This is a genomic window from Ruegeria sp. SCP11 (assembly GCF_040329455.1).
Taxonomy (GTDB): Bacteria; Pseudomonadota; Alphaproteobacteria; order Rhodobacterales; family Rhodobacteraceae; genus Ruegeria; species Ruegeria atlantica_E.
The window spans coordinates 103,040-116,964 of record NZ_JBDZYG010000003.1 but is presented as its reverse complement, the minus strand read 5'-3'; the positions used below and the strand labels follow the sequence as shown (position 1 = coordinate 116,964).

The following is a 13,925-nucleotide window of genomic DNA, read 5'->3' as shown; positions in this document are numbered from 1 at the left end:
ATACGATGGTCGTTAGTTCTGGAAATACATCCGGTGCCGGACAGATAAACGAGGTTCTCAGGCAACTGCGCGACAAATTTGTCTCATCTTGCCAAGAGCGAATGAAAACACTGTCAACTGCTACAGAGGACTTGAAAGCTGATGCTGAAAACCCTGACGCTTTGGCTCGGGTTCGGCGGGAATGCCACAAGATTGCGGGTCTGGCCGGATCTTTTGGGTTTGCCGCCGTTGGTGATCTAGCCGAGGACATAGACATCAAGCTCAAGCAGAAACAGGTGGGCTGGGCGGGGATTGAACCAAGGGTTCAAGAGTTGATGGCGCGCTTGAGAGACATGGAACGTTAGGCAACGCTCTTTCGAAACACACCTTTTCTGAGTGGATTTTGAAGAGAATTGCACAAAGGAAAGATAAAGAATGCTTTTAAGTGTTGAGAAGTCGGTTTGAACACACGACAAGAAACGCTGAGACAACGAAAACGAAGGCACAAGCGATCCTTGTCGTTGATTTACGCTGCGATCATCCTTCTTGGCGGATTGAGCGTTATGCTCATGGACCAGGCAATTGTTGGGCAGAAACTTGAGGCAGAGCGCGCCGCAGTTCAACGGTCCCTCAATTTGACCAAGTTTCGATTGGAACGGCTTATTGAAAGCTACAGCCACATATCGCGCAGTCTCGCCGCGGCACAGCTGTTTGAAACTGAAGCTGAATTTCAGACGTTGGCCCATATGCTTCGGGATAACAATCCAAGCATCGTCAACATAGCGCGTTCCCAAGATTTCATCATCACCGATGTTCATCCTGTCGAGCCAAACCGCGATCTTCTTGGATACGACTATCGCGCCAATCCCAAGCAAATGGCATCGGTGCAGCGTGCATTGGACAGCCAGGAGACCATAATTGTCGGCCCGATGACACTGCTTCAGGGCGGGCTGGGTCTTTTGCTGCGAAATGCCCAACCCGGGCCGGACAATATCGTCGGAAATATCGTTCTCGATTTTAATCGGATTCTGACTGAGGCCGGAATGGAGGCCGAGCCACTCGTATTCGCATCTTCAGCGCGGATCGGGGATGCAGACACTGGCACTCGGGTGGTATTTGGTGCTGAAGCCGTATGGTCGGATGCTCCGGTTCTGGCTAATTTCGAGCTGGGTGATGTTAGGCTGGAACTGGCCAAAACGCCCGCAGGCGGTTGGAATACAGATACGGCGCATCGTCCGGTCTTGATACTCACAACTGCTATTCTGGTTTTCATTGCACTGTTTGGTGTCAATTACGCGCGGCGGCTAATCGTGGAACGGGCCGAAGCCAGACGACAGCTGATAGAGGCAATCGAGTCGATCCATGACGGGTTCGTCATTTTTGACCAGCAGGATCAATTGGTTCTGTGCAACCAGAAATACCGTGATTTTTTCAAAGCCTCCAACAACCTTATTGTGCCTGGGATGAGCTTCGAAGCCATCCTTCGCGATGAGGTCAAGCAAGGCCAGTACCCAGAGGCAAAAGGGCGCGAAGAGGATTGGATTGCAAAACGTCTTGAGCTTCATGCCAATCCCAATGCCCAATCGGAAATCGAACTTGCGGACGGAAGCTGGCTCAAGGTGTCAGAATCTCAAACCAGCAACGGCAGTACGGTCGGAATTCGAACGGACATCACGGAACTGAAGAAGGCACTTCAAACGGCTGAAGAGGCGGTGGGCGCAAAAACCGAATTCATCAACAACATGAACCACGAGTTGCGGGCACCCCTGTCCGTCATTTTGGGATACATCGCGTTTCTGCGTAAGGTCGAACTCTATCCACAATACAAAGCATTGCGCAATAAGCTGGAAACGGACTCCATGCTGGTACATCTGCTGGACGAGTTCACCGGTGTGGTTGTCAATCAGGCGACAAAGTCGGAAGCTTCCGGCAAGCATCTGCTAGGACTAATCAATTCGGTACTTGATTGGGCCAAGCTTAGTTCGGGTAATGCCGAGTTGAATATTGAAACCGTGAAACTCGACATCCTACTGAACGAACTGAGAGATGAGTTTGGTCCTGCCGCAACAGAAAAAGGACTTCGGTTGGAGGTGCTGGCCGAACCAGTTAGGATTGAGGGCGATCCTTTGCGCCTGAGGCAGATATTCGTAAATCTTCTCAATAACGCCATAAAATTCACCGACAGTGGATTTATCACTATTTCTGTCGTCAAGAATGCGACTTCGACATTGGTTACCGTTGAAGACAGCGGGCATGGCATTCCGGATGATCAGTTGAACGTGATCTTTGACCGGTTCACTCAGGTAGGTGCAAACCAGAAAGGTCAGGCGGGGACTGGTCTTGGCCTTGCGATTACAAAAAATCTGGTCCAACTGCATGGCGGGCAGATCTCGGTTTCCAGCACCTACGGGAAAGGGAGCAAGTTCCAGGTTATGTTTACGTGTGATGCGCCTTCTTCTGGCGACATGAGAATTGAGGTCCCCGAAAAGACCAACACTGCCGAAATCGGTAGCCAGACCGTATGAACGAAAGGCGTGTGCAATGAGTATCCCCAAACAAGTGGTACATGTAGACGACGATGAAGACATTCTGACGATCACCCGTATGTCGTTGGAACTCGTCGGTGAGTTCGAGGTCACACAGTTCAATTCCGCGCAAGATGCGTTGAATAATTTGACCGGTCTTCAACCGGACCTGTTGCTGCTGGATGTCATGATGCCTGACATGGACGGGTCAGAACTCCTCAATGAATTGCGAAAGCGCCCGGAATTTCGGAGCACACCTGTTGTCTTCATGACGGCAAAGGCTGAGTCTAGCTTTCAGAATTCGCAGGCAAGTGAAAGTGCCTTGGCCTATATAACCAAACCATTCGACCCGTTTACTCTTCCCGAGCAACTGAAATCTTTGCTTGAGAATGCAGTCTAACTTCCTGTTCCCGCCAGAAGTGTTGCAACCCTCACATTATCATTACCTGCCAACGCAGGGCGCTAAATTTGTTGTTGTTTCCAAACACGGACTCTCTACCATAAAGCGTATTCTAATAAGGAAAGGCGCCTAAAAAGAGTGCACATTTGTCGGATAAGGGGGCTTTGATTTGAGCGGTCCGCCTGAAGTTGAAACGGGTGGGGCAGCAAGTGTTGCGATGTCGCCTTTGATGCGGCAAATGAAAGATTATTGCCAAGTCGGATTGGATTTGACTTGGCAGCGATTGCTCATATTTGCCGCAGCTCTTGCACTTGCGGGATTCTACTATGATGGCAAGTTTGCCGCTATCCTAACGTTGTTGCTCATCGCGTCAGAGCTTTATGACCATTGGTTTTTCAACCGCGTTATTGCTTCCAATAATACGGACCAGGAAGCGGCCTGGCGTCTTCTGCCCTGGCTGTATCTGAGTACATTGTTCAGTACGTCCTTGATCATAGCCTACTCAGTCGGCATTGCTGTCATTCAGGGGCCGACAACCCATTTTATGGCGTCGTTCTTTCTGTTCGCAGCGGCACTATTCTCCGCGATGCATAGCCATTACGTCATGCACGTTCTGGTTACGCGTCTGCTGTGTTTCGGAGGCGCATTCTTGTTCATACCGATCCGAGATATCGTGATTACAGATGCTCCCATGACTTCGGAACTCTGGGCACACCTGTTCACGAGTATCTTTGTACTCACATTCGTCATCGACAGCTCACGTGGCTACCTGAGAGTTTACCGAGAGCGCGTCGCGCAGTTTGAATTGCTTCGAGAGGAGCACGAGAAGTCAAAAATAGCATACAAAGCAAAATCCGAATTCATCTCGACGATGAGCCATGAACTCAGAACACCCCTGACGTCAATACGAGGATCGGTTGACCTCGCCCGGTCAGGAAAGCTGGGCGAGTTGCCGGAAAAGGTGGCTGAAGTTCTGGATGTGGCTCATCGTAACTGCATCAGGCTTCTGAAGCTTGTGGATGAGATCCTGGATCTACAAAGTGTAGAGTCCGGCCGCATGAAGTACGCGCACGAGATTCTGGACATACGTCAGGTCGTTTCCGATACTGTCGCAGACACCAGAATTGTCGCTTCCGACTATGCTGTGTCCATCAGGTCTGCTTTGCCGGATCAAACCATAGTAGTGCGCGGCGACAAACAAAGGCTTCAGCAAGTTTTTGCAAACATTTTATCCAATGCCGTAAAGTTTTCACCGGCCAACAGTGATGTTCTGGTTTCGATGGAGGTTGAAGATACTCGGGTGAAAATCCTGTTCCGAGACAAAGGAATTGGTCTGTCCGAAGATGACCACAAAAAGGTGTTTGACCGTTTCACACAGATAGACTCATCAGATACCCGGAAAATCGGAGGCACTGGCTTAGGAATGAATATTTCCAGGCAAATCATGAGTGCTCATGACGGCAGCATCAGTTACAAAAAGAACGACGGTCCAGGAACCACGTTCGTCGTCGAATTGAAGCGCGCTGTTCTAAGCGCTTAATTTGATACTTTCCGCTGAAAAAATAGCGCATGTTACAAATTGGCAAAAGATGCCGTTGGCCAAATGGTAATAATACTGTTGCGCGGCATATCAAAGAGATTGGGGTTGATAGCTGCTGCTCCAACGGCCTCGCAAGTCGCCATTTAGCAGTTGTTATCACCTGCTAAGCCGTCATTTGCCTCAGGCGCAGCATCGGTGAATATGGGCTCACTGCGGACGTTCTCAGCGTTGAGCCTGAACAAGTCTATGAGCCCATTGTTGCCTTCGATTTTCATCAAGTAGCAGTCGCACGAAGGTGTGACCGTCAACCCAGCCCGCCAAGTGGGTAAAATTAGGAAGATAGACTGGCTATGCAAAAGGAGCCTTGTCCGATGAAAGCCCATCGCAGAATGGTTCAAAGCCGCAGGAATGGCCTGACTACGGCAAATTCACGCGATGACTAGCTCGAAATATTCGTGGGCTTCGTGTGGGTTGGCATCCCAGGATGTGACCATCTTGAAACCAAGCCTTTCGTACAGCCGCCTGGCAGGAACCTGACGTTCACCCGTCATCAGCCTCACGGTGTGATACCCTTGCTTTCTAGCCAGCCCAATCACGCGTTTGCAAAGAGCCGATGCCACTCCTTTGCTTCGACAATCTTTTGCGACGAACATCGACTTTAGTTCGCAATGATCACGATTCATTCGACGTACAGCGACGGTTCCAACGGGCCTATCACCCAGATAGGCAATAAGAACATCACCTTGCGGCGGTCGGTACTCGGGTGGGATTTTTGGCGAGCGATCAAAAAACCACGAACCTCGATAATACTCTTCAATGCGTTGAAGATCATCACGGTTGAGAGACCTGACTGTTTCATACAAACCTCGCATGAGACTCGCGGCTTCGTCTATCTCGGTCTGCGACCGGACTTCGAGAATTTTCATAGGCCAAGCTCCAATAGTCATCCGAATGGTTCGATCTTAGCATGATCACATGGCACTATTGCCGCCGCGCTCGGACGGCCGGTTTGTCCGCACTGCCGCCGTTGAACACGTCGGGACGGCACATATGCCCTACCGAAACTGTCGGATGACCGCTGTGAGCCCAAAGTGCAAGCAGAGCTTGGCACTCAGTCGCTTGTCCACTCAGTACAATACTCTTGCGAAGTGAGCTTCTTACTGTACGCAATGAGGTCAGCCGGGCTAGCGACAAAGCGCAGCACACCATATGCGAATACTGCTCGACACTTTTCTGGCCAGCCACTCATTGAGTTCGTGTTGAACAGTATTGTCGGATATTGTGAGGTTTTGCCTCCGCTATCGAGGTCGAACATGTAGACTAAAACCTGGAGTTCCGGGCTTGATGCCCTGATGTCGGCGACATCAAGCGGGATAACTTCAATGAATTCAAACTGACTAACATCATCCCAGCCATCGAGAAAAAAAGCTATTGTATCAATATCCTCAAGCGTGGTTTTAGCATCGGGATGATCTAGCGCACCGCTGGTGTTTAGTTCGTCCCAGTTCTCGACAATGTAGTCTGGCAACTTCCACGTTGCGTACCTAAGAGGTCTTCCGAGTAGTTCGTCCCGAGATTGAAGCTTGGAGTCGTTTTCCCAAAAAAACTCTAGAAGGGAAGACTTAGAGACCGCGACTAGCGTTAAACCTAACGCAACCACTACCAACGCAACAAAAGCGTACCTCAATTCCTGCTTACCCCTATCCCGAGTATTCATCTCAGCCGTTGTCGGTTTAGCTGGAGCCTAGCTGTAGAACAAGAACCTGTCTGCTTTGTCCGCACAGCTGGCCTTGGGAAACGCTTGGATCTCGCCTGCGCAGCGAATGGCAGCTTTGGCGAGCTGAACTGCGACACCGTCTGGTAAGATGAACGACTGGTATGGGCCGCTTGGATATATCGTGGAGAACGGGGCAGGGACTTATGCTGCTTCTGCACCGAGGTCAGCAGTGAGCCCTGAACGGGCCTTCGCCAGCACCGACAGTTTTGCTCGTGCAGCAGATTCCGACCCGCGAAAACCGGGCATTCCCAGGCGCTTTGCAGGTGGCAGGGGATGTGGGCTTTTCAGACGTTGTACTACCGGGCTCCGATGGTAGGTCGCAGCACAATGTGGTCATTCCTAACCTGGCCGAACCAAATTCTCACAGCACAACTTGGCATAACGCTATGTTATGATCTCCTAGCTTTTTAGGGAATGGTCCAAGCCAGACCATTGTGATCCGATATACGCATGGAAGGCTTGAGAAAACCGATTGAATTGGATGGTGAATGGAAGATGGGAATTGAGCTAACAATTCCCATGGCGATTCAGTATGGAGATTTTCTTTTTACTCGCGGCCAAATTGATGTTGATGAAAAAACTCGTGTTCTGAACCGCGGCAATGCAATCGCTCAGGTGAAAACTTGTGTCAGACACATCGCACGTACATTGGCTTCGGCCGGGGCCAAGGCGGATGGTATCGTCCAGTTGACCCACTACTATCGGGCAGGATCCGTCGAAGATCCGCGAGTTCTGAAGGATATTATTCTGTCTAAGTTGAAAGCGCCGGAGGACACGCCAGTCGCCCTTGTTCCGGTTCCGCATTTTTATTTTGACGGCACCGAAGGCGAGCCTGATGCCATTGTCATGATGCCGGACCGACATCCAACTTACACTCGGATTTTGGCTGTCGATTGGGTAACACTGGCAAAGGAGGGCGATCTGGGTTTTCTCGGGGGGACAAAGTTTATCACATCCGAAAATCTTGAACGAACTCGCTTGGAGTTGTCGCAGTTAGTGTCAGCTTTCAAACATTCGACCGGTCGCGCCCGCATTTACATTCAGGCCCGCGACATCTGCACTTATAATAATATACGCGATGGGCTGAAACTTGCGGCGGATGGCTGGGCAATAAACTTTTTGCCCTGCATAACGCCAGAGGTGGAGGATATCTCCATATCCGTTGTCGGAAGTGTCATGCTGAACGGATCTGGGCAATGGACGTTTGATGAGCAGGGCGCGGCGTGGCTTCTTACAGGAAACGGGTTGGGCTTTATTGACCTTATTGATGCCACGGAAATAGCTGTACCCAAAGGCCTTGCGACAACAGAAGTTCTAGCCCGTCAAGCACGCAGAATGATGGATAGTGTTGGCGAAAATCTGGCGACGCAGGGCATTGGCTTTGGTCACGTCTTGAAGGCAACAACCTACTATCGTGGCGGACGTAATTCTGATGACCTCTATGCCAATCTATCCGTCCGAGACAGCTACTATTCCTATCCCGGCCCAGCCTCAACAGGTGTTCCGTTCTTGGAACTAGATCGCCCAAATGCCGAACTTGTCAGCTCTTTGATAGTTGCCTTTCCCAACGCGTGAAACCGTTGGAGTATTTCCAAAGCAGGAGTGAACAAGAAATGACTCTCGTTTCAGGTGCAGGCAGCACTAAATCGCAGCCCTCTCAATTTAGCAGCAATGAGATACGCTGGCGTTTGGTCAACGAACCCGAACTTCACGAAAAGCCGGTGCATCTTCCGGCTTTGGGATTGATTGAGCTTGCCATGGAAGTGGCAATGTCTAGCGAAATACGCTGTTTCTTTGATGGAACTTCCGCCGGGATTTATACCACCCGCGTACCATTTTCTGGAGTTGCCAACCCAAGTGAATTAGGCAGCATGGAGCGAAGGGTTCAGGCAGCGGCAGCGTTGCTACCAAATGAATCATGGATGAGCGTGATTGCGTATGGCTGCACATCGGGGAGTGCGGTCATTGGTCATAAGCGCCTTGTAGAGCTTATCAGAGAGGTTCGGCCCGGACTTCCGATTGTAACTCCCATTAGTGCCGTTAGTGCAGCCATTCGAAGTCTGGGGGCTGAGAAGATTGCTGCGGTCACCCCTTACACGATGGAAGTAAATCGCATAATCGAAGGCACTTTGGCCGAGGATGGTGTGGAAATTATTAGTGCCTGCACCTTTGGGATAGAAGATGGCTTCACAATGATGCAGATGCCGCCAGAGTGTTTTCTTGAGGCAGCTCTTTCAGCGGATGTACCTGAGGCAGAGGCTATCTTCATATCATGCACAGGTATTTTTGTGAGCGACGTTCTGGAAAAGATCGAGGCCGCTACAGGCAAGCCAGTGGTCACCAGCAATCAGGCTATTGCTTGGCAATGCCTTGAAATGGCTGGTGTTCAAGCGCCATCGCTAAAATATGGGAAGCTCTTTGGTTGTCGGCAAAGGCAAGATACCTGACACGACACCCGTGAGTTTTGTCGCAGATATGGCCTTTCAGTTACCGATCTTCCCAGAGGCAGGGTTGTCGGCCATTGCAAATATCTTGGGGCCCTAAAATCGGCATTCCTGCGGTTAGGCAGGTTCTACCGCCAATCTGAGTTTGAAATGGAAGGGTTTGTGAAGGAAAGAAAATGAACCTGACTGAAAACACTGAAGTTGTCATCGTTGGCGGTGGCATCATCGGATGCTCTATCGCCTACCACCTCGCGAAATCGGGCATGACCGATACTGTTCTGTGTGAGAGAAAAAAATTGACCAGCGGAACAACTTGGCACGCAGCCGGGCTGGTTACTGAACTGCGTACAGGTCAAAATATGACCAATCTAGCCAAATACTCGATGCAACTGTTCGAAACTCTCGAAGCTGAAACGTCTCAGGCTACAGGTTTTCGGCGTAACGGAGCGCTGCGCGTCGCGACAAACGACGACCGCCTAGATGAACTAAATCGGGCCGTGTCACGCGCACATGGATATGGTGTTGAAGCCCGAGCCATGACGCCAGAACAAATAGGCGAACTTTATCCCTTGATTAATTTGCGGGGGGTAGCCGGTGGTGCGTGGATGCCGAATGATGCGCAGGTGAACCCAGCGGATGTCACTATGGCAATGGTGAAAGGCGCACGCCAATATGGTGCAAAGATATTTGAAGATACCCGAGTAGACAGAATTTTGGTAGAGAACGGTCGTGCTTGCGGTGTAGTTGTCAATGGTCACGCCATTCGCGCGGAGAAAGTGGTCATAGCCGGAGGGATGTGGTCGCGCGATCTTGCCTCAGAGATCGGTGTAATCCTACCACTTCACGCAGCAGAGCATTTTTATATCGTGACCGAACCGATTCCCGACCTAAGCTCGGATTTGCCGGTGCTCTTTGTTCCGGATGAATGCTCCTACTATAAATCCGATGCTGGCAAGCTGCTCCTTGGTTGCTTTGAACCAGTGGCAAAGGCCTGGGGAGCGGATGGCATTCCAGACGATTTCTGCTTTGATTCACTACCTGAAGACTTTGATCACTTCGAGCCGATACTGGAAATGGCAATGTCCCGAATGCCGGTCATGGCAGAAACGGGTGTACAACTCTTCTTTGTCGGCCCGGAAAGTTTTACCCCGGACAATCAGTTTATGGTTGGGGAAACACCTGAAGTTTCAAATCTATTTTGCGCCTGCGGCATGAACTCAATCGGAGTTATGTCTTCAGGTGGCGTCGGCAAAGCAATGGCGGATTGGATACGTATAGGTGAGGCACCTATGGACCTGGGAGATGTAGATGTACGTCGAATGCTGCCATTCCAGGCCAACAAGAGCTATCTTTTCGATCGGACCGCCGAGACCGTTGGTCTGGTAACGAAAATGCATTGGCCATATCAGCAGAATGAAACGGCGCGGAACGTCCGCAAAAGCCCTCTCCACGACCGCCTCGTCGCTGAAAATGCCTGCATGACCTGCGCCGCCGGTTTTGAGCGTCCCGGTTTTTTTGCCCGCAACGGGATGCAACCGGAAATGAGATACTCCTTTGGCCACCAGAACTGGTCCGGCATGGCGCAGTTTGAGTGCCTCAATACGACCAACTCGGTCACGTTATTTGACCAAACTATGTTTGCGAAATTCAGGGTCGAAGGTCGCAGTGCCTGTCAGGAGCTGAACCGCATTTGTGCGGGGAATGTGGATGTTCCAGTCGGCAAGATTGTCTATACTCAATGGCTTAATGAACGTGGTGGAATTGAGGCCGACGTAACGGTTACGCGTCTATCTGAAACCGCCTATTTGATTATTACGATCGCAGGGTCTCAATCTCGCGATTTTTCCTGGCTGACCCGGAAACTAGATTCAGAGGCGGGTGTCGTAGCAACGGATGTTACGTCCGGGTACGCAGTGCTGAGTCTGATGGGACCACAATCGCGCGCATTATTGGAGGACTTGTCCAAGTCCGACTTGTCCAACGCGGTGTTTCCATTCGCAACCAGTCAGGAACTGGATGTCGGATTTGCGAGAGCAAGAGCAAACCGGGTGACTTTTGTTGGTGAGTTGGGTTGGGAATTGTACGTCCCGACCGAATTCGCCTTGAACGTTTACGAGGCGATACGCGCTAAAGGCAGCCAGTATGGATTGGAATTGGGCGGCGCCTTTGCAATCAACAGTCTTAGAATGGAGAAAGGGTATCGCCATTGGGGTCACGATATAGGTGAAGAAGATACGCCGTTTCAGGCGGGTTTGGGCTTTGCCGTCGACCTGAACAAGAAGGATTTCCTTGGAAAGGATGCACTGCAAAGTGCCAGGGACAAAGGGCTACCAACACGCCGTTTGATCCAAATCCAACTAGAAGGCGGCATGGATGCACCGTTGCTTTATCACGGAGAGCCTATTCTCAGAAACGGAAAGGTGGTTGGTACAACGACATCCGGCGGTTATGGGTATCGAATTGATGCGTCACTTGGCATGGGTTACGTCTCGTGCGCGGAAGGTGTGTCGAAAGAATTCCTCGAAAGTGGTCAGTTTGCGGTAGAGGTGGCATGCCGTCACTATCCGGCTAACGTGCAGCTAAATTCATTTTTCGATCCCGGGAATACACGGATCAAATCGTAGTGCGCTACCTTTGGAAACAAACTAGTGGCAATCAGGTTGCTCATCTTGAGCAGGTCAACTGACTGCGTCTGGGCGCTGCGTTTTACACGGGAGTGATCGAAAGAAACGTATGCGTGATTAGCCGCCTCACTGTCATAGAATCTCATTTTCATGCATTTGAAACTGGGTTCGTTTTTACTCCCAAGCGTGACGGCCAAACGTGCGCAAGGCCTCTTCCCCTGTGTGATAGGCCCAGCTCCAACCCCTCTCGGCAGAGGTATCTCCCTGAGGTAGGCAATCCAACAACCGATTGTTAGGAAAATTGAAAACTATGAATGATCATTGTAGACGAAAGAGATGGCAAGTTTTCTGCGTCAGATCGGCTCTCCCAGAGCCATCATTGTGTTCGAGGCATCTGCGCGAAACCTGAGCTTCACTGGTGCAGCTGAAGAACTGGGGGTTTCCCAGCCCGCGGTAAGCCGTCAGATCAAAGAGTTCGAGAGATTGCTGGGATGTCGGTTGTTTCGGCGCGAAGGCAGTTCGATTGAACTGACACTCGCCGGAGAAAGACTATACAGCGCCACAAACGCAAGCCTGAGAAATATCTCTGATACGATCAAAGAGATAAGGCAAAACTCTAAGAAAGACAGCATCTATATTCGATCGCATTTCGCGTTACTGTCAAATTTTGTCATCCCAATGCTAAATGACTTACATGTTTCGAATTTAGGAGTTTCTGTTGAAGTTGTTTCATCAAGAAATGATGCTCCCTTAAATTTTGATGGACCCGGCGTGGCACTTTTGTTTGGTGAAGGTCCCTGGCCCGGTTACGTTTCGAAACGCCTGCACGAAGACCGGAATGTTCTCGTCTCTGCTCCTCAGACACTGGCACAATTTGGGAACGCGAACCTAGATGAGCAGTTAAAAGGCCTGCCTTTGTTGCAGTTATCAGAATACATAGACCCAACTGTGAGCTGGAATTTCTGGGCAGCAGAGTTGGGACTGGATACACTATCCAACAAGGGCATTCAGTATTTTGACGAATTTGAGATCATGCTGCAATCTTGCAAGCTAGGCAATGGGATTATGATCGGCTGTGCATCTCTTCTTTCGACGGCCATCCGAAATGGAGAAATTGTTGTATTGGGTGACATTAGTGTTCCCGCGCAGGTGGGCTACCATATCGTTTACGACCCGCTTTTTCACGAAGATAAGTGCTTTGCCAAACTCGTCAATTTCATCTCCGAACGAGCAATCGGTTACTTCAACGACAGCATCGATATTTTGACGGAAGTTCAGAATTGACTGTTTATGCCAGGGCTCGAAACGGCTTTGTTGCAAACTTCTCTCACGTTTAAAGATGGATGGAAATTGCTTTGCTCACGCGGCTAGCATCGCAAACCGCTTGAATGGACAGAGTCCGCCTCCAAGCGGGTCCTTGCGGATCATCTTCTTGACTTCGCTGCCATCCATTGTTGCGGATGCAAATGTATAGGATTTGGAGCCGAGAATTGGTCGTATCCGGCTTTTGATGAAGCGGTGATCCTGCTCAATCACGATGTAGAGGAATTTCCGCCTGACCATCTTTTTCGGCATTGGGCAGTTGTTGTGTTGTTTTAGAAACAAGTTTCTGACTACGGGCGTAGTTCGTCGAAAGCTCAGCGTTAAGATTGTCCCAGTAGCGTCAGTTCAGCCAGTCTATGATTTTTCACATGCGGCGAACGGCAAGTTTAGCGGGCTGCGCCGCAGCGTAAAAGTTTGTCAGCCAACGGCAGCTTCGGGCCGCCCGCGAGAGCGACCCGTGAGCGTTAAATCTCAATGGCTTCGGCGATGGCCAAGGCATCCTCGAGTTCGACGCCGAGATATCGGACTGTACTATCCATCTTAGTATGGCCAAGAAGAAGCTGAACAGCGCGAAGGTTTCCGGTCTTCTTGTAGATCTGAGTGACCTTGGTTCTCCTCATTGAATGGGTGCCGTAGGCGCTTGCCTCGAGACCGATCGACGTGACCCAGTCGCGTACAATCCGCGCATATTGACGCGTCGAGATGTGCAATCGCTCGTGAAATCGGCCGGGCCAAAGGTACTCCGAGCCGACCATCAGCTCGTCTTCCATCCACTTCTCAACAGAGGCACGTGTGCCCTCTGATATCTCAAAGCGCACGGGTTTCTGCGTCTTGCTTTGAAGTACTGAAGCCCGTTCCTTGATCTGACCCGATGACATGACATCGGCCACCTTCATCTTCACCAGATCGCAGCCGCGGAGCTTACTGTCGATTGCCATGTTGAAGAGCGCAAGATCGCGATGGTTTTCAGAAAGCTCGAGGCGCACTCGGATTGCCCAGACATGTTTTGTTTTCAGAGGGCGTTTTTGACCGACGATGCGACCTTTGTTCCAAGCGGGGCGAAGTGCACGAATGGCAGGTAAGTTTGGGGTTTCCATGGCTGATCCTTCGATCCGCCATGCCCGCCCACAACGACAACCCGACGCTGACACGATACAATATCACAGGATGCTTCATGCTGCTCGAATGACAGTGAAGCGCAGAAAACGGACTTTGCAAATTTCCGCTGTCGGCCCAAAGCCGCCATTGAGCACTGTTTTGAAATGCTGCGGTTGCAGCCCGCATTGCTGCCGTTCGCACCATGCGTGAGATTA

At 50.7% G+C, this 13,925-nt stretch carries 12 protein-coding genes; 8 read left to right on the top strand and 4 right to left on the bottom strand.

Annotation, left to right across the window (positions count from 1 at the left end; translation table 11 throughout):
- The first annotated feature begins 5 nt into the window (after nt 1–5).
- The 4 genes from ABLN94_RS06105 to ABLN94_RS06090 all read left to right on the top strand — a co-directional run bounded on the left by ABLN94_RS06105 (nt 6) and on the right by ABLN94_RS06090 (nt 4,444).
- Nucleotides 6–344: an Hpt domain-containing protein gene (locus tag ABLN94_RS06105; RefSeq protein ID WP_352990415.1), complete on the top strand. Its 339-nt coding sequence runs from the start codon at nt 6–8 to the stop codon at nt 342–344.
- Between the two features lie 204 nt (nt 345–548).
- On the top strand, nt 549–2,504 hold the full coding sequence (locus ABLN94_RS06100) for an ATP-binding protein (protein WP_352990412.1): 1,956 nt from the start codon (nt 549–551) through the stop codon (nt 2,502–2,504).
- A gap of 16 nt (nt 2,505–2,520) precedes the next feature.
- The gene (locus ABLN94_RS06095; protein WP_352990409.1) at nt 2,521–2,904 is read left to right on the top strand and encodes a response regulator; all 384 of its coding nucleotides are present in this window, start codon (nt 2,521–2,523) and stop codon (nt 2,902–2,904) included.
- Between the two features lie 169 nt (nt 2,905–3,073).
- Nucleotides 3,074–4,444 carry a sensor histidine kinase gene (locus ABLN94_RS06090; protein ID WP_352990406.1) on the top strand — a complete coding sequence of 457 codons (1,371 nt, stop codon included), beginning with the start codon at nt 3,074–3,076 and terminating at the stop codon, nt 4,442–4,444.
- 428 nt (nt 4,445–4,872) lie between these two features.
- On the opposite strand, the gene ABLN94_RS06085 is transcribed toward ABLN94_RS06090, so the two are convergent.
- Nucleotides 4,873–5,370 carry a GNAT family N-acetyltransferase gene (locus tag ABLN94_RS06085; protein ID WP_352990405.1) on the bottom strand — a complete coding sequence of 166 codons (498 nt, stop codon included), beginning with the start codon at nt 5,368–5,370 and terminating at the stop codon, nt 4,873–4,875.
- A gap of 185 nt (nt 5,371–5,555) precedes the next feature.
- A complete protein-coding gene (locus ABLN94_RS06080) occupies nt 5,556–5,972 on the bottom strand; it encodes a hypothetical protein (RefSeq protein ID WP_352990402.1) in 417 nt (138 codons plus the stop codon).
- A 699-nt stretch (nt 5,973–6,671) separates the two neighbouring features.
- Between ABLN94_RS06080 and ABLN94_RS06075 the strand changes: the two genes are divergently transcribed.
- The 4 genes from ABLN94_RS06075 (at nt 6,672) to ABLN94_RS06060 (ending at nt 12,573) form a co-directional block, all read left to right on the top strand.
- Nucleotides 6,672–7,796, top strand: a complete 1,125-nt coding sequence (locus tag ABLN94_RS06075) for a Rid family hydrolase (RefSeq protein WP_352990400.1) — start codon at nt 6,672–6,674, stop codon at nt 7,794–7,796.
- A gap of 38 nt (nt 7,797–7,834) precedes the next feature.
- Nucleotides 7,835–8,668 (top strand): maleate cis-trans isomerase family protein, encoded by an 834-nt coding sequence (locus tag ABLN94_RS06070; RefSeq protein ID WP_352990398.1) that lies wholly within the window; start codon nt 7,835–7,837, stop codon nt 8,666–8,668.
- A gap of 173 nt (nt 8,669–8,841) precedes the next feature.
- Nucleotides 8,842–11,289, top strand: coding sequence for a GcvT family protein (locus ABLN94_RS06065; RefSeq protein ID WP_352990396.1), 2,448 nt, complete (start codon nt 8,842–8,844; stop codon nt 11,287–11,289).
- Between the two features lie 336 nt (nt 11,290–11,625).
- The gene (locus ABLN94_RS06060; protein ID WP_352990393.1) at nt 11,626–12,573 is read left to right on the top strand and encodes a LysR family transcriptional regulator; all 948 of its coding nucleotides are present in this window, start codon (nt 11,626–11,628) and stop codon (nt 12,571–12,573) included.
- A 75-nt stretch (nt 12,574–12,648) separates the two neighbouring features.
- On the opposite strand, the gene ABLN94_RS06055 is transcribed toward ABLN94_RS06060, so the two are convergent.
- Nucleotides 12,649–12,864, bottom strand: coding sequence for a hypothetical protein (locus tag ABLN94_RS06055; protein WP_352990390.1), 216 nt, complete (start codon nt 12,862–12,864; stop codon nt 12,649–12,651).
- Nucleotides 12,865–13,076: 212 nt separating this feature from the next.
- Nucleotides 13,077–13,709 carry a tyrosine-type recombinase/integrase gene (locus ABLN94_RS06050; protein WP_352990387.1) on the bottom strand — a complete coding sequence of 211 codons (633 nt, stop codon included), beginning with the start codon at nt 13,707–13,709 and terminating at the stop codon, nt 13,077–13,079.
- Between the last annotated feature and the right edge of the window lie 216 nt (nt 13,710–13,925).

Coding starts and splice junctions, on each gene's coding strand:
- ABLN94_RS06100 (WP_352990412.1), top strand. CDS start 549: ATGGACCAGGCAATTGTTGGGCAGAAACTTGAGGCAGAGCGCGCCGCA.
- ABLN94_RS06105 (WP_352990415.1), top strand. CDS start 6: ATGGTCGTTAGTTCTGGAAATACATCCGGTGCCGGACAGATAAACGAG.
- ABLN94_RS06050 (WP_352990387.1), bottom strand. CDS start 13,709: ATGGAAACCCCAAACTTACCTGCCATTCGTGCACTTCGCCCCGCTTGG.
- ABLN94_RS06055 (WP_352990390.1), bottom strand. CDS start 12,864: ATGCCGAAAAAGATGGTCAGGCGGAAATTCCTCTACATCGTGATTGAG.
- ABLN94_RS06095 (WP_352990409.1), top strand. CDS start 2,521: ATGAGTATCCCCAAACAAGTGGTACATGTAGACGACGATGAAGACATT.
- ABLN94_RS06070 (WP_352990398.1), top strand. CDS start 7,835: ATGACTCTCGTTTCAGGTGCAGGCAGCACTAAATCGCAGCCCTCTCAA.
- ABLN94_RS06085 (WP_352990405.1), bottom strand. CDS start 5,370: ATGAAAATTCTCGAAGTCCGGTCGCAGACCGAGATAGACGAAGCCGCG.
- ABLN94_RS06060 (WP_352990393.1), top strand. CDS start 11,626: ATGGCAAGTTTTCTGCGTCAGATCGGCTCTCCCAGAGCCATCATTGTG.
- ABLN94_RS06065 (WP_352990396.1), top strand. CDS start 8,842: ATGAACCTGACTGAAAACACTGAAGTTGTCATCGTTGGCGGTGGCATC.
- ABLN94_RS06075 (WP_352990400.1), top strand. CDS start 6,672: ATGGAAGGCTTGAGAAAACCGATTGAATTGGATGGTGAATGGAAGATG.